At 59.7% G+C, this 14611-nt stretch carries 15 protein-coding genes; 10 read left to right on the top strand and 5 right to left on the bottom strand.

Annotation, left to right across the window (positions count from 1 at the left end):
• Positions 1–20: 20 nt before the first annotated feature.
• The 5 genes from hisD (at position 21) to H0241_RS31170 (ending at position 5635) form a co-directional block, all read left to right on the top strand.
• Positions 21–1370, top strand: coding sequence for a histidinol dehydrogenase (gene hisD, locus H0241_RS31190; RefSeq protein WP_181061604.1), 1350 nt, complete (start codon positions 21–23; stop codon positions 1368–1370).
• Positions 1357–3189 carry a thiamine pyrophosphate-binding protein gene (locus H0241_RS31185; protein WP_210285144.1) on the top strand — a complete coding sequence of 611 codons (1833 nt, stop codon included), beginning with the start codon at positions 1357–1359 and terminating at the stop codon, positions 3187–3189. Before hisD ends, H0241_RS31185 begins: the two co-directional genes overlap by 14 nt.
• A 59-nt stretch (positions 3190–3248) precedes the next feature.
• Positions 3249–3440, top strand: a complete 192-nt coding sequence (locus tag H0241_RS31180; protein WP_181061603.1) for a hypothetical protein — start codon at positions 3249–3251, stop codon at positions 3438–3440.
• 149 nt (positions 3441–3589) lie between these two features.
• Entirely contained in the window at positions 3590–4384 is a 795-nt protein-coding gene (locus tag H0241_RS31175) for an inositol monophosphatase family protein (RefSeq protein WP_181061602.1), read from the top strand.
• An 84-nt stretch (positions 4385–4468) separates the two neighbouring features.
• Complete coding sequence (locus H0241_RS31170; protein ID WP_210285143.1) at positions 4469–5635, top strand: MFS transporter; 1167 nt, start codon at positions 4469–4471, stop codon at positions 5633–5635.
• Positions 5636–5711: 76 nt separating this feature from the next.
• Here H0241_RS31170 and H0241_RS31165 read toward each other — a convergent pair whose 3' ends face one another.
• From H0241_RS31165 to H0241_RS31155, 3 genes are all read right to left on the bottom strand, one after another.
• A complete protein-coding gene (locus H0241_RS31165; protein ID WP_181061600.1) occupies positions 5712–6500 on the bottom strand; it encodes an ATP-binding cassette domain-containing protein in 789 nt (262 codons plus the stop codon).
• A gap of 69 nt (positions 6501–6569) precedes the next feature.
• On the bottom strand, positions 6570–7568 hold the full coding sequence (locus tag H0241_RS31160; protein ID WP_181061599.1) for a sugar ABC transporter substrate-binding protein: 999 nt from the start codon (positions 7566–7568) through the stop codon (positions 6570–6572).
• Positions 7565–8566 carry an ABC transporter permease gene (locus H0241_RS31155; RefSeq protein ID WP_181061598.1) on the bottom strand — a complete coding sequence of 334 codons (1002 nt, stop codon included), beginning with the start codon at positions 8564–8566 and terminating at the stop codon, positions 7565–7567. The genes H0241_RS31160 and H0241_RS31155 overlap by 4 nt, the downstream gene beginning before the upstream one ends.
• Positions 8567–8884: 318 nt before the next feature.
• Between H0241_RS31155 and H0241_RS31150 the strand changes: the two genes are divergently transcribed.
• The 3 genes from H0241_RS31150 (at position 8885) to H0241_RS31140 (ending at position 11519) form a co-directional block, all read left to right on the top strand.
• Entirely contained in the window at positions 8885–9451 is a 567-nt protein-coding gene (locus H0241_RS31150) for a TetR/AcrR family transcriptional regulator (protein WP_181061597.1), read from the top strand.
• A 164-nt stretch (positions 9452–9615) separates the two neighbouring features.
• Positions 9616–10434, top strand: coding sequence for an SDR family oxidoreductase (locus tag H0241_RS31145; RefSeq protein ID WP_181061596.1), 819 nt, complete (start codon positions 9616–9618; stop codon positions 10432–10434).
• Between the two features lie 230 nt (positions 10435–10664).
• The gene (locus tag H0241_RS31140) at positions 10665–11519 is read left to right on the top strand and encodes an SDR family NAD(P)-dependent oxidoreductase (protein WP_181061595.1); all 855 of its coding nucleotides are present in this window, start codon (positions 10665–10667) and stop codon (positions 11517–11519) included.
• 131 nt (positions 11520–11650) lie between these two features.
• Here the strand turns inward: H0241_RS31140 and H0241_RS31135 are convergent, their stop codons facing one another.
• The gene (locus tag H0241_RS31135) at positions 11651–12028 is read right to left on the bottom strand and encodes a winged helix-turn-helix transcriptional regulator (protein WP_181061594.1); all 378 of its coding nucleotides are present in this window, start codon (positions 12026–12028) and stop codon (positions 11651–11653) included.
• Positions 12029–12144: 116 nt separating this feature from the next.
• On the opposite strand from H0241_RS31135, the gene H0241_RS31130 reads away from it, so the two are divergent.
• A complete protein-coding gene (locus tag H0241_RS31130) occupies positions 12145–13269 on the top strand; it encodes a Gfo/Idh/MocA family protein (protein ID WP_181061593.1) in 1125 nt (374 codons plus the stop codon).
• Positions 13270–13329: 60 nt separating this feature from the next.
• Complete coding sequence (locus H0241_RS31125; RefSeq protein WP_181061592.1) at positions 13330–14298, top strand: quinone oxidoreductase family protein; 969 nt, start codon at positions 13330–13332, stop codon at positions 14296–14298.
• A 41-nt stretch (positions 14299–14339) separates the two neighbouring features.
• Here H0241_RS31125 and H0241_RS31120 read toward each other — a convergent pair.
• The coding region (locus H0241_RS31120; RefSeq protein WP_235984543.1) for a LysR substrate-binding domain-containing protein at positions 14340–14611 on the bottom strand (272 nt) is incomplete at its 5' end.

Below are 14611 nucleotides of genomic sequence, written 5' to 3'. Positions count from 1 at the left end.
CCGGGCAAAGGCGGATGCGAATGATCAGACATCTCAAGACAGCGGAGGCGCAGGCCTCCAACTTTCAGGACGAGGCTCTCACCAAAACCGTCCAGGCACTTCTCGACGAGGTGGAGAAGGGCGGAGACGCAGCGGTTCGCAAGCTTGCCGTCCGCTTCGACGGCGTGGATCGAGACAGCTATAGGCTCACCAAAACCGAGATCGAAGCCTGCCTGAACAGCGTATCCAAACAAGAGCGAGAAGACATCGAGTTCGCACAAGAGCAGGTGCGCAATTTCGCGGAAGCCCAGAAAGCCGCTTTGACCGACATCGAGGTCGAGACGCTGCCCGGCGTCATACTGGGTCATCGCAATGTTCCCGTGCAGAGCGTCGGCTGCTATGTGCCCGGCGGCAAATACCCGCTGCTTGCCTCGGCACACATGTCGGTATTGACCGCCAAGGTGGCAGGCTGCGAGCGCGTTATCACTTGCGCTCCGCCGTTCAAGGGCAAGCCTGCACCGCTGATCGTCGCGGCTCAACATCTGGCCGGTGCGGACGAGATTTATGTACTTGGTGGCGTGCAGGCCGTGGCCGCAATGGCACTTGGCACCGAGACCATCGAGCCTGTCGATATGCTGGCTGGCCCTGGCAACGCTTACGTTGCGGAAGCCAAGCGTCTCCTTTTCGGACGCGTCGGCATTGACCTTTTCGCCGGCCCGACTGAGGTTCTCATCTTGGCCGATGATACCGTTGACGGAGAATTGGTCGCGACAGACCTGCTTGGGCAGGCGGAGCACGGTACGAATTCGCCGGCCGTCCTGGTGACCAATTCGGAGAAGCTCGCCAAAAACACTTTGGCTGAAATCGGGCGATTGCTGGGGATCATGCCGACCGCCGAAATCGCCGGGACCGCCTGGCGCAATCACGGCGAGATAATCCTTTGCGAGACACGGGAAGAGATGCTGGCCGAGGCCGATCGCATCGCTTCCGAGCACGTTCAGGTCATGACCAGGGATGACGACTGGTTTCTCGACAACATGAGGAACTATGGCGCGCTGTTCCTCGGCGCCCGCACGACCGTCGCCTATGGCGACAAAGTGATTGGCACCAACCATACTCTGCCGACGATGCGCGCAGCGCGCTATACTGGCGGGCTATGGGTCGGCAAGTTCATCAAGACCTGCACCTATCAGCGAATCCTGACCGATCAGGCCTCCGCGATGGTCGGTGAGTATGCGTCGCGCCTATGCATCATGGAAGGATTTGCCGGCCACGCCGAGCAAGCCAACGTCCGCGTGCGACGTTACGGTCATCGAAACATCGAGTACGCCACGGCCGCCCATCCGTTGGCCGCGGACAGGCAAATGGAGGAAACCAATGAAGCACGATAAGAACGTGAAAGGCGATGTCGTCGCTCGTGAAATGACCGGCGGCCAGATCATCGTGGATCACCTGATCCGTGAAGGGGTTACTCACGTTTTCGGCATCCCGGGACACGGCGATACGGCCCTGATCGACGCGTTCGTGGACCGCAAGGATGAGATCCAGCTTCTGCCCGCGATGCACGAACAAAATGCTTCTCACATGGCCGATGGGTTCTACCGCTCCTCCGGCAATTTAGCAGCCGTCGTGACGTCAATCGGACCTGGAGCCACCAACACGTTGACCGGCATTGCCACCGCGTTCGCGGATTCGTTGCCGCAACTTGTCATCACGGGTGGTGTCCACACCTACATGATGGGGCGTGGCGTTCTTCAAGAAGTCGATCGACCGCATTCGGACAACTTCCCGCGCATGGCCGAGCCCGTGGTGAAGCGCTGGTTCAATCCAAGCCATGTCGAGCAAATTCCCAACATGATGGAGCAGGCGTTCAACGCCATGCTTGAAGGACGCAAAGGGCCAGTCCTCGTGAACGTGCCTCAGGATGTCCAGGCCGAGTCGGCGACGGTCACAATCAACGACGGCAAGAAGCGCCGCACCGCGGCGCGCGCCTTCGGCGATCCGGAATATATCTCCCACGCCGTCGAGTTGCTCCTTTCGGCGGAACGTCCGGTACTTCTGGCCGGTGGCGGTGTCATCCAAGCGGAAGCAACGGACGAGCTGATAGCCATCGCGGAGTTTCTCGGCGCTCCTGTCACCACCTCCTTCATGGGCAAGGGCGCTTTCCCCGAAGACCACGAATTGTTCGCATGCGCCTGCGGCGACCTTGGTTCGATCCCTGGCAATGCGATGACCCGGTCGGCGGACGTGCTCCTGGCGGTTGGCTGTCGTTTCTCCGACCGCATCACGTCCTCTTACCAGCCGGGCGTCACATTCGACATTCCGAAGACCAAGCTGGTCCAGGTCGATCTCGACGGCTTCGAAATCGGCAAGAACTATCCGGTGGAGGTCGGAATCGTCGGCGATGCCAAGGCTGTGCTGGGCGCCATCCTGGCGGAGCTCACGGCCAAGGGACGCCGGCGAGACTATAAATCCACCGCGCAGTTCAAGGAACTGGAGCAGCGCAAAGTGGAATGGGAGGAATTCCTTCGTCCTCTGCGCACAGCCGACGTCCAGCCCATGACTGCTTCCCAGGTACTTGTCGAGGCGCGCAAGGCGTTGCCGCGCGACACGATCGTCGTTACCGATTCATCCAATCCGCAGAACCAGGTATTCAACGAATTCCCGGTTTATGGTCCTCGCCAGCACATCACGCCGGGCGGAATGTCGGGGATCGGCTTTGCCCTGCCCGCCGCCATCGGCGCCAAGCTGGGCAAGCCGGAAGTGCCGGTCTGCGCTGTCTTCGGCGACGGCGCCTTTCTCCAGACAGGGACTGAACTCGCCACCGCAGCAATGCTCGGCACGCCGGTGATCTTTCTCGTCATCAACAATGGCGGCTGGGGAGCAATCCGGAACCTGCAGCTGAACATGTTCGGGGAGGATCGCGAGATCATCACGGAGTTCAAGACACCGGACGGCTCGAAGTGGATGGCCGACATAGCTGGCGTCGCGAAATCTCTCGGCTGCGAAGGCGAACGCGTTGTCGATGCCACACAGATTGGTCCGGCGATTGAACGGGCTCTAGCGTCTGGGAAGCCGTATGTCATCGACGCGATCTGCGCGATCGAACGGCCCTACTCCAACATGCACGTGACCGGCTGGTGGGACATCACCGTCCCCGCCTACCTGGGCGACCTGCGCGCCAAATACGTGAAGGGCCGCGGGTTTTGATCGACGCGAGAGCCGGCTGGTGCCAGTTGGCTCTCGTCCCACACCTTTGGAGTTGCCCGATGACTGACAAGGGACAACGGATCGTCAAAAGTGATCTCGCGCGCAGGCTGCTCTGGATCGCGGCCGCTGCGGTTCTGCTCTCTCCATTTTTCCCGGCAGCAGTAAGAATTCTAGGCGAACAAAGTGAGTTGCGCGGCCAAATTGCGGAAGCGCAGGTTGCTTTGGTCAAGCACTATTTCGATGAAGAGTAGGTCTCGTGAACGCTGAGCCAGGAACAGCGGCAGCGACGGACACCGCGCTTGATAATTGATCTGGACCATGTCCCGGCCGCACCCCGAGACAGATCGCTACGCTGCACCTTTTCTAGCCACCCAAATCCGCTTTTTTACAAGATTGCGCCATGTCAAACGACGCCCTGCCCTCACTGGACTTCTTCCTATCGTTGGTCGAGGCAGCGAGCTTTATCACTCTTCCCAAGTTTCGAACTCGACTGGCCGCCGATGCAAAGGTCAAGCCAGGTGTAAAGTTCGACCCTGTGACCGACGCTGACCGAGAAGCTGAAATCGCAATTCGCGAAATCATCAAGTCTGCTTACCCCGATCACTCCATCCTTGGCGAAGAATTCGGCACAACGGGGGTCGGTCCGATACAGTGGGTCATAGATCCGATAGACGGAACGAAGCCGTATTTATGCGGCATCCCCGTGTGGGGAACTCTGATCGGCGTGACTGTCGACGGCCGCGCAACGCGCGGGATAATGAGCCAACCATATACGGGCGAATTCTTCTGGGGCGACCAATCCGAAGCCTTCAGTGAAAGCGCACGCGGGAGATCGACGCTTCGCACAAGCAATGTTTCGGCTCTATCCGAGGCCATTTGTCATACGACGTCGCCCGAGCCGTTCACCAGGCGTTCAGGTCGCGGTTTCGCAAAGCTCTCGTCGGCGGTCAAATTCACCCGCTATGGAGGGGAATGCTACGCATTTGCGATGTTGGCTGCCGGCCAGATCGACCTGTGCGTTGAACCATCGATGCAGCCCTACGACATCGTCCCACTCATTCCGATTATCGAATCGGCCGGCGGCATCGTTACCCGGTTCGACGGCGGCCGTGCAGAGCGCGGCGGCAAAGTGCTGGCGTCAGCCAACCGGGCACTCCACGAAGCCGCGTTGGAAATGCTCAACGACGGCTGCTGATGGTTGCGAGCCACAGTCTACGCGCCGCCTTGAAACTTTGTGGCCGGGCCTCTTCAGGACAACATGGTTCAGCGAGCGAACATCTTGGATACGGGTGATTGTGTTGATCGGTCGAAGCGTATTGGCGCCCGAGAACGGTGGGCCACTTACGTCGTCTTCATGGGCACCGGGACACTGATTTCTGCCTGGGCGCCGTTGATTCCTTTCGCGAGATTTCGCCTGGGCATCGGTGAAGGCGAACTTGGCATCCTTTTGCTGTTCCTGGGCGGCGGCTCGCTGATAGGAATGCCCTTGACCGGTCTTCTGACGGCACGCCTCGGATGCCGTATGGTCATGGTTGGCGGAACGCTTGTCGCTGCTGCGGTTTTGCCATTTCTTGCCGTGAGCACAAGCTTCATCGGGATGGCGTTCGCCCTTGCGATATTCGGCGGAGCCATGGGGACGATCGACGTTTCAGCGAACATACAGGCAGTGACTGTCGAGAAGCGGATGGGACTTTCCCTGATGTCTGGCTTTCATGCTTGCTACAGCATTGGAGGGTTCATCGGAGCAGGAGGGTTAAGTGGATTGCTCAAGCTGGGATTTGGTCCACTCGAGGCTTCGTTTGCTTTGGGGCTGCTGGTGGTTGCCTCTGTCTGCTCACGAGCAATGGGCTTTATCTCCTACGCAAATGACGGAGGAAAATCCCCTCCATTGTTTGTCTTCCCAAAGCGGTTGGTTCTGTTCATAGGAGTATTCTCGGCCCTGGTTTTCATGGCCGAGGGAGCGGTGCTCGACTGGAGCGGCGTGTTCCTGGTGCAGTATCGTGGGGCCGAGACATATGCCGCGGGATTCGGCTATGCCGCCTTCGCCGTGGCGATTACCATAGGACGACTTGTCGGCGACCGTCTTATCAATGCCGTCGGAGCCCATCAGGTGCTTCTGGCGGGCGGACTGGTCGCCGCAACTGGCTTTGCGATGGTTTTGGCGCTGCCGTCGCAATCGCTTGCGCTGTGCGGTTTCATGCTTGTTGGTTTCGGCGCCGCAAACATCGTTCCGATCATGTTCAAAGCCGCCGGATTGCAGACGCTGATGCCGGCCAACCTTGCGGTCGCCGTCGTCACGACGTTTGCTTATGGAGGCAATTTGATGGGCCCCGCCCTGATCGGTTTGATCGCGCATCTCGTGGACTTGCGCGTAGCATTCGCCATGCTGGCCGCAATCATGGCCTTTGTCGCCCTTGCGGGCCGCACGGTGGTCCCGGACAGATAAGAGCAGAGCGCCTTGGGCATCTTTTCGCGTACGCTGAAAAAGCGTCCGCGGGATGAAACGCCGGACACAGAGAATTCTAGTTTCGTGCACCCGTGATGTAGCTGATGATCTCGTCGGTCGACGTGTTCTGTGTGATGAGTTCCCGGGCTATCCGGCCGCGACGGAAGACGTACACACGATCGCTCAGTTCCATTACCTGCCTCATATTGTGGCTGACGAGCAAGGTCGCCACCCCCCTCGATTGCAGGCGGCGAATGATGTCGTGCACATGTGCCGTTTCTTGTACGCCCAGTGCGGCTGTCGGTTCATCCATGATGATGAGCTGAGAGCCCCACCCGGCTGCGCGGGCGATGGCGACGCCCTGTCTCTGGCCACCGGAAAGGCCACCGACAATGTCTCTGACGCCGGGGACGTTGACGCCGACCTCGTTCAGGAGCTCTTCGGCCCGTTTTCTCATTTTGCTGCGATTGAGGAAGCTCAATCCGGCAATCTTGAAGCGGATCTCCTCGCGGCCCAGGAAAAGATTGGTGAGGACGTCCAGGTGCTCGGCGAGTGAGAGATCCTGGTAGACGGTTTCGATTCCGGCTTGCCTCGCATCGCTCGGGCGGTGAAACGAAACTGGCGTTCCGGCAACAAGGATCTTGCCTTCGTCGGCCTGTTGCGCGCCCGAGAGAATTTTTACAAATGTGGATTTTCCGGCGCCATTGTCGCCAACGATCGCGACGATTTCTCCTGGCATCACAATAAGGTTCGCATCCGTCAGCGCGACAACGCCACCATAGTGCTTGGCGATCCCTCGAGACTCAAGGATCGGCACGACACCGGCCGGCGCGGCATTGGTTCGAGCGCGAGAAATCTCCAGCATGCTGTCCAAATCCAGTTGAGACGATGAGAGCGACCCGCGGGAGATTGGCTCCCGCGGGCCGCAAGCAACTTAGTAGTCGGCAGTCTTCTGATCGACATTGTCCTTGGTGATCAGGGTCGTCTCGATCATGACCACTTTCTCGACTTTCTCCCCATTGGCAGCTTTGTCGGCGGTTTCCACGGCGAGCGCCGCAAGGAGCTTCGGATCCTGGCTGATTGTCGCGAGCAAAGTGCCTTCCTTGATCGCGCGTCGCGCGTCCTCAGGATAGTCGATGCCTATAAACGCGACCTCCTCGCGCCCCTGTGACTTGGCATACTCCGCTGCCGCCACGATTTCCGGCCCATGCGCCAGAACTGCGTTCAGCTGGCCCTTCGGATATTTGGACAGCCAGTCCTGGATCAGAGCGACCGTCTTCTCGTGAGCCCAGTCGTTGGGCTGTTCTTCGACGACCTTTACGTCGGTTCCCTGGTCGAATACCTCATGCTGGCCCTTCGATCGACCGATCTGGGCCGAGGTGCCGAGGATACCGGTCATGAGGGCTACATTGCCCTTTCCTCCGATCGCCTTGACTGCCTCCTGCGCCGCCGTGCGGCCCATGCCGACCTCATCGGCGCCGACGAAGGCGGTCAAGTTGGCTTCGTCCGACACTCCGAGGGAAAACGCCACCACCGGAACGCCGGCCGCGACAGACTTGGAAATGCTACCAACGAGGCTGTCCGGATCGGCGGGACATATGACGATCGCCTTCACACCCTGGATTACGAACTGATCAATAGCCGCATTCATCTGGGCTACGTCGTTGCGACCGTCAGCAACGGATACTTCGTAGCCGAGCGCTTTCGCCTTTTCTTCGAGCGACTTCACCGCGACGTTCATCCACGGATCGACGCCGATGTTGTAGATCATGACGCCAAGCTTTTTGCCTTCGGCGAAGGAAGGCGATGCCGTGGACATGGCCAATGCGGCGGCGAATGTCGCCACGCCGAAGAAACGTCTGGTGATCTTCATGTTTGGTTCTCCTCCTTGCTTGGTGGGCATTCGCTCACCTGTTGAAATGGCTTCGATCATGATTTGCGGCTGCGCCGCATCGCTTCGTACCCAACGGCCAGGAGCACACCGGCACCCATGAATGCCGGCTGCCAGAAGGCCGAGATGCTGTAGAGAGTCATCGCGTTGTTGAGGACGGTAAGGGCAAAGATGCCGATTACCGCCGAACTGATGCCGCCCACGCCGCCAGTCAGCGGCGTGCCACCGATGACAACTGCGGCGATAGACAACAATGCCCAGGTCGTTCCGGCTTGTGGGCTACCGATACCGGCGATGGACGTCAGCAGGACACCCGCAATTGCGGCTGTCAGGCCGCCGATCGCATATGTGGCAATGATGACCCGGTCGACATTTACGCCGGCGCGGCTCGTTCCGACCTTGTTGCTCCCCACCGCGTATACGTGCTGCCCATAGCGCGTGTATCGAAGAACGACTGCCAGCGTGACCACGACCAGGACGAAGACCATGCTCGAGAAGGTGAGCCCGCCGAGGTTGAAGAAGCCTAGTTCACGCCATTCACGCGGAAGCGGTGCAATCGGCTTCGCTTCAGTCATCGCATACAGCGTGCCGATGATGATGGCCTGTGTTCCGAAGGTCGACACAAAGGGATTCATTCCGACCTTGGCGATCAGGCTTCCGTTGATGGTCCCGATCAGCAGACCAAGGGTAAGCGCTCCCAGGATGCCGAATGGAATGCCGGCAACCAGGGAAATCGCCGCTGCAAGGCAACCGGCCGCCGCGGCGATGGCGCCAACAGACAGATCGAAGCCGCCTGAGATGATCATCAGCTGCATTCCGCAGGCCACGATCCCGACCATGGACGCCTGCTGGACGATGTTCAGCAGGTTGGCGGGATTTCGAAAATTGGGATTGGCGATCGCAAGGCCGATCACGCTCGCTATGAGAAGCAGGAGCATGACCCGCTGAACAACCTCGGACGGCGACCGAGGCTGCATCATCAGGCGAACGCGCCCGCCAGAGAGCGCCTCTTTGGAAACAGCTGCCGAGCTGTTGCTCACGGTTTGATCCTCCATCGTTCCCTACTGGCGTGATGGTCCATGGCCATCACATTCTTGTGAGCGAGAGGGTATTTGAAGGTCATGTCGCCGCAATTTCGCAGGCAATCGATATCTGACGCAATCTGACGCAGAGCATTGTACGGTATTTGCGTATGTCCCGGACCACAGGGGTTTGCATCCTGCAACGTCGAAAAATCGGGGCGAGTGAGGGCACGAGAACAGTAGGCAAAGCCAAGCCTGATTAGGGCAGATCGCCTCGTCGTCGATTAATTTCGATTTGTTATTGAACGCTCGTTCCAGAACGACTATGTCATAGCCATGGCAAGACCGCGGGAATTCGACACGGACGCTGCGCTCGATGGCGCGATCGACGTCTTCAGCGAGCATGGATTCGAGGGTAGCTCGGCCCAGATGCTCGTCGATGCGATGGGGATCGGACGGCAAAGCCTCTACGCTGCGTTCGGCGACAAGTGGCAGCTCTATTGCGCGGCAGTGCATCGCTACGGGCTGGACGAGTGTACGAGGCATTTTGGTGCGCTGCGAAGCGATGCGCGGGGAATAGACGGGATCGATGCGATGCTGCGGCGCGTCGTCGAGACCGCCGATCAGCCATGCCTTGGCGTCAGCTCGACCTATGAGTTCGGCGCGTCGCGCCCCGACCTTGAGAAGATCAAAACGCTGCTGGGCAAAAGCCTGCGTGAAGCCATCGTAGCCCGCGTTCACGATGGACAACGCGAAGGCGATATCGCTCCGAGCCTGGACGCGCAAGCAGCCGCCGATTTTCTGATCGCCAACATTGCCGGCATCCGGGTCGCGGGACGCGGCGGCGCCGATCCCGCGGCGCTGGTCAGCCTGGTCGACATGGCGCTGAGGGCGCTGCGGTAGCGCCCCCTTTTTTAACCAATTATGGAACGATCATTCAAGTATGGAGCACCATCAATGAAAGCGGTTGTGATGAACGGTACCGGCGGCCGAGAGATGCTGGAGTAATGCCAAGCGCAAAGAAGCTACTCGGTATCTAGTGCAACAATGACAAACAGGATGATGACATGACCAAGACGATATTCATTACCGGCACCAGTAGCGGCCTGGGTAAATTGACGGCGCTCCATTTCGCAAAACGAGGCTGGAACGTCGCGGCTACCATGCGGACGCCGGAAAAGGAAAGCGAGCTGACCGCATATGACAACATCAAGATTTTCAAGCTGGATGTGACGGATGTCCAGCAAGTGCAGATCGCGACGGAACAAGCCATCACTGCTTTCAGGAAGATCGACGTAGTGGTCAACAATGCCGGCGCTGGCTCCTACGGACCTCTGGAGTTCGCCGAAGAAAGTACGATTGATTGGCAGTTCGCGCTAAATGTACGCGGCCCCATCAACGTCATTCGCGGTTTCTTGCCGCACTTCCGCGCCAATAAAGGTGGCATGTTCATCAACATAAGCTCGTTCATGGGCGTATTGAGTGCGGTGCCTACCGGCTCCCTCTACAATATGTCGAAGTTCGCCCTCGAAGGGCTCACGGAGGGGCTTTATTACGAGTTGAAGCCGCTGAATATCGAACTGCGTCTCATCGAGCAGGGCGGTTCGAAGGGGAACAATTTCCTGAATAGTGTGGTGTTCAACACGCATCCCGAGATCAGGGACTACGACGGTGTTGTCGGCAAGGTGAATGCCATGTTCTCCGGAGTGACCGAAGACGCGCTGGACGATCCGCAAGCGATCGTAGATGCGATTCATGCCCTGGCGACCGGCGAAAGCCAGAAATTCAGGACGCTTTTGGGGCAGGCGGGTAACGACTTGATGGCGCTTCGCAATGCAGTTCCGATTGAGGAATATCTGGCAAAGATTGCTTTGAACTTCGCATGAGCGGAGTCCGCTTCGTGGAAAGCCCGCCCACATAGGAAAACCGTCGGCCCCTGCCATAGCGGGCATATAAGTTCCCTTCTAGTTGCTTAGTTGCCCTAAAGTGCATTATTTACACTAAGTACCGATATGATACTACAGTGGCCGCGGCTCGATGATTGTTGGCGTCAACGCCTAAGCGGACGCCGGCCGGCCGACGGGAAAGCCCGCAACATAGAGAAAAGAAGGAAACCATGAGTACGCAAACCTGGTTCATCACCGGCGCATCAAGCGGCCTCGGCGCCTCGGTCGCGAATGCGGCGTTGCGCGCCGGCCACCGTGTCGCTGCTACCGCGCGGGACAAAGTTCGTCTCGAGAAGCTGACCGAAGCCCACCCCGACGCGGTGCTTCCCCTGTCAATGGATCTGACCAAACCATCCGAGATCAAGGCTGCGATCACCGCCGCCGAGAAATGGCATGGCGGTATCGATGTGCTCGTGAACAACGCCGCGCTTGGCTATCTCGCAGCCATTGAAGAAGGAGAGGAGCAGAACATCCGGACGCTGTTCGACACGAATGTGTTCGGCGTCGCGAGCACAATCCGGGCAGTTCTGCCTGGTATGCGCGCCCGGGCAAGCGGGACGATCATCAACGTGTCCTCTCTTAACGGCGTCGTCTCCATGCCCGCGCTCGGCTACTACAGCGCGTCAAAACACGCGCTCGAAGGTTTGACCGAAGCCTTGTCTCAAGAGGTCGCTCCGCTGGGCATCAAGGTGCTGTCTATCCAGCCAGGCGGCTTCCGCACCGGTATCGTCGAACGCAATCTGCGAAGCCCAAAGATCGACGCCTATGACCCTACCGCGCACGCGGTCATGGGAATGCTGTTGAACGACAAGGACGGCGTTTACGCGCCGGGTGATCCGGATCGCATGGCGGAAATACTCGTCAACTTGGTGAAGTCGGGCGGCACGTTGGTGAAGTCGGGCGACATGCCCCAGCGGCTCAGCATGGGCGCCGACAGTTGGGGTGCCATTACGGCGAAGCTGGACGAGCGGCGAGCTGAATATGAGCAGTGGAAAGATCTCTCCCACAGCACCTATTTCGCATAACGGATTGAAAGCAGTGCCCGCTCGGTCTCGCCGCTGCTCATTCCGGAATCAGGGTGTTGCCGATCGGTGACTCGTCTTGCGTGTACGACAGCTGGCCCTTTGCAAGTCGTGCCCCAAAAACACCGAAGGGTTCATCCTCGTCGTTCGGAAACCGAACCATGCCGCTCGTCGAAAGCCTTCTGCGCGGCTCGCAGGGCCTCGGCATGCGCCATGGTCCACGCATTCAAGGCTGCGAAGGGTTTATCGAGCGATCGGCCGAGCGGGGTCACCATATATTCGACGCCAGGCGGCGCGGTGTCGATGAGCCTGCGCTCCAGGATGCCGTTTCGCTCCAGCCGGCGCAGGGCTTGTGTGAGAGTCTTTTGCGCAATGCCATCGATCCGTCGGCGCACTTCGTTGAAGCGCAATGTGCCTCCGGCAGCGCAGATAGCGCCCAGAACGAGGATGCTCCACCGGTCAGCGATCTGGTCGAGGAGCAGCCGGTCGAATTTGCTGCCATCGGGTTTCATCAAATAGGCTCCAAGGTTCCCTCAAGGATACGTAGTCGCTTTAAAGTGCATTCTTTATGCTAAGTATCGTTCTGATACTAGAGGGTGATAGAGCCTGTTTAACAGAGGAAATCCCCATGAGTAAGATTGGCGTCGGCGTAATCGGCGCGAGCCCGCTTCGGCCCGGCTGGGCCGCAACCGCACATCTTCCTGCATTGCTGGCGCTGTCCGAATATGAGCTACGCGCTGTTGCGACCTCAAGCGAGGCGTCGGCGAAAGCCGCCGGCGAGGCCTATGGTGTCCCGGCTTACGCCGATCCGGCCACGATGATCGCCCGGGTCGATATCGATCTCGTCGTTGTCACGGTGAAACTCGCCGATCACCAGACTCTCGTCGCGGAGGCTATTGCCGCGGGCAAGATGGTCATGTGCGAATGGCCGCTTGGCGTGGATTTCGAACAGACGGCGGATCTTGCCAAACAGGTCGCGCTGGCAGGTGTTGGCAATCTGATCGGTCTTCAGGCGCGGATGGCGCCATCGATCCGCTATGCCCGCGACCTCGTCATTCAGGGCTATGTCGGTGAGGTGCTCGGCACCACGATGGTGGCGTCAGGTATCGCCTGGACGTCGGTCAGCGACAGCGCGCATGCCTATATGTTCGACGCGACGAAGAACGCCACCTTGCTTTCCGTACCGACAATGCATGCGCTGGACGCACTACAATTCGTCGTTGGCGATCTCGCAGATATCCGCTCCGCGAGCGCGGTGCGCCGCTCAGCCGTCAGGCTCGCCGACACGAACGAGGAGATCAGGTCAACGACGCCGGATCATCTGGCGATCGCCGCCGTGCTGGAAAGCGGTGCGGTGGCCTCGATTTTCTATCGCGGCGGCGTCTCGCGCGGCGACAATTTTCGATGGGAGATCAACGGGAGTAAGGGCGATCTCGTACTTACGTCGCCGCTTGGCAATCTTCAGGTGCTCGCGCCGACGCTGCTCGGCGGACACGACGAGGATACGTCGGTCGCGCCGCTGGCGATCCCACCTGAGTATGACGTTGCGTCCGATGCGCCGGAAGGGCCGGCCGCCAATGTCGCCCGGCTCTATGCGGCATTTGCCGCTGATCTGCGGAATGGAACGCCCGGGCAGACCGCGCCCGACTTCGCGCATGCGCTGCGTTTGCATCGCACCCTAGACCTGATCTCTGCGGCGGCGGCAAGCGGCATCGCGCAAACCGAACGAGGCCGACATCGTCGCCGAGCGTGACGAGGCGTCCAATCTCGACCCTGAGGCGGCTGCCGATCATTCAAGTATGGAGCACCATCAATGAGAGCGGTTGTGATGAACGGTACAGGCGGCCGGGCGATGCTGGACTATGTCGAGCGTCCCGAACCGGTGGCAGGTCCTGATGAGGCATTGGTCGAGATCGCCTTCGCGGGCGTCAACTTCATGGATATCGGCGTGCGGCAGGGCATGGCCTGGACCGATATTCCCAGCCCCAAAATTCTTGGCGTCGAAGGTGTCGGGCGGGTCCTGAATGTGGGGGCCGGCGTCGAGGGCATCGAACCCAGCCAGCGTGTCGCCTGGGTCTATGCGCCCGGAAGCTATGCGGAACGGATTGCCATCCCTGCTGCATCGCTGGTGCCGGTTCCCGACGCGATCGACGATCGCGTGGCCGCAGCCGCGATGATGCAGGGACTGACCGCCAGTCATTTCGCGACCGATTTCTATCCGGTCCAGCCCGGCGATGTCGCCTTCGTCCACGCGGCGGCGGGTGGGCTCGGGCTGCTGCTGACCCAGATCATCAAGCTACGTGGCGGCCATGTCATCGGACGCGTCTCGTCGCAGGAAAAGGTCGCGGCAGCCAGGGAGGCCGGCGTCGACCATGTCATCGTCGATACAGAAGGCCGCTTTGCGGAGGAGACGCTCCGTCTGACCAAGGGTGAAGGCGTGCATGTCGTCTATGACGGCTCCGGGCCGACGACCTTTCAGGGATCGCTCGACGTACTACGCCGATCGGGAACGTTCTGCTGGTATGGCCCGGTGCTTGGAGGTCCAGGTCCGCTCGATATCATGAGCCTGCCCAAGAGCATCAAGATCGGCTATGCGGTATTTTTCGACCATATCCCTACGCCCGGTCTGCTGCGCGCTCGCTCGGCACAGTTGTTCGACTGGATTGCTGAACGGAAGCTCAAGGTCCTGATCGGCGGCGAGTATCGGCTCGGCGATGCGGTGACGGCTCATGCCGACATGGAAAGCCGCAAATCCACTGGCAAGCTGGTCCTGATCCCATGACCGCCGGTGGTACCGGCTTGAAGCGCGGGCCGTGAAGCCCGCTAATCCGCTGCCGTCGGCAAATAGTCGGTTGCGCTCACCGGATGACGCATGCGCGTGACCGCAAACTCGATAAAGGCACGCAATTTGGGCAGCGCCTGGCTGCGACTCGGGTGATAGAGCGACAGGCCGGGCACATCTTCGCCGAAAGCATCGAGCGCGGTCTCAAGCGCCCCGCTATCCAGATAGGGCATCACCAGCGAGCGCGGCAGGCGGAACAATCCAACACCACGCAACGCCGCCCTGATGCACAGATCAACATCGTTAATCACCA

The sequence above is a fragment of the Mesorhizobium neociceri genome, assembly GCF_013520985.1.
In the GTDB taxonomy this organism is placed as follows: domain Bacteria; phylum Pseudomonadota; class Alphaproteobacteria; order Rhizobiales; family Rhizobiaceae; genus Mesorhizobium; species Mesorhizobium neociceri.
Note: the sequence above shows the minus strand (reverse complement) of the source record. Positions and strands in the feature narration are given on the sequence as shown.

Coding starts and splice junctions, on each gene's coding strand:
- hisD (WP_181061604.1), top strand. CDS start 21: ATGATCAGACATCTCAAGACAGCGGAGGCGCAGGCCTCCAACTTTCAG.
- H0241_RS31185 (WP_210285144.1), top strand. CDS start 1,357: ATGAAGCACGATAAGAACGTGAAAGGCGATGTCGTCGCTCGTGAAATG.
- H0241_RS31180 (WP_181061603.1), top strand. CDS start 3,249: ATGACTGACAAGGGACAACGGATCGTCAAAAGTGATCTCGCGCGCAGG.
- H0241_RS31175 (WP_181061602.1), top strand. CDS start 3,590: ATGTCAAACGACGCCCTGCCCTCACTGGACTTCTTCCTATCGTTGGTC.
- H0241_RS31165 (WP_181061600.1), bottom strand. CDS start 6,500: ATGCTGGAGATTTCTCGCGCTCGAACCAATGCCGCGCCGGCCGGTGTC.
- H0241_RS31160 (WP_181061599.1), bottom strand. CDS start 7,568: ATGATCGAAGCCATTTCAACAGGTGAGCGAATGCCCACCAAGCAAGGA.
- H0241_RS31150 (WP_181061597.1), top strand. CDS start 8,885: ATGGCAAGACCGCGGGAATTCGACACGGACGCTGCGCTCGATGGCGCG.
- H0241_RS31145 (WP_181061596.1), top strand. CDS start 9,616: ATGACCAAGACGATATTCATTACCGGCACCAGTAGCGGCCTGGGTAAA.
- H0241_RS31140 (WP_181061595.1), top strand. CDS start 10,665: ATGAGTACGCAAACCTGGTTCATCACCGGCGCATCAAGCGGCCTCGGC.
- H0241_RS31135 (WP_181061594.1), bottom strand. CDS start 12,028: ATGAAACCCGATGGCAGCAAATTCGACCGGCTGCTCCTCGACCAGATC.
- H0241_RS31130 (WP_181061593.1), top strand. CDS start 12,145: ATGAGTAAGATTGGCGTCGGCGTAATCGGCGCGAGCCCGCTTCGGCCC.
- H0241_RS31125 (WP_181061592.1), top strand. CDS start 13,330: ATGAGAGCGGTTGTGATGAACGGTACAGGCGGCCGGGCGATGCTGGAC.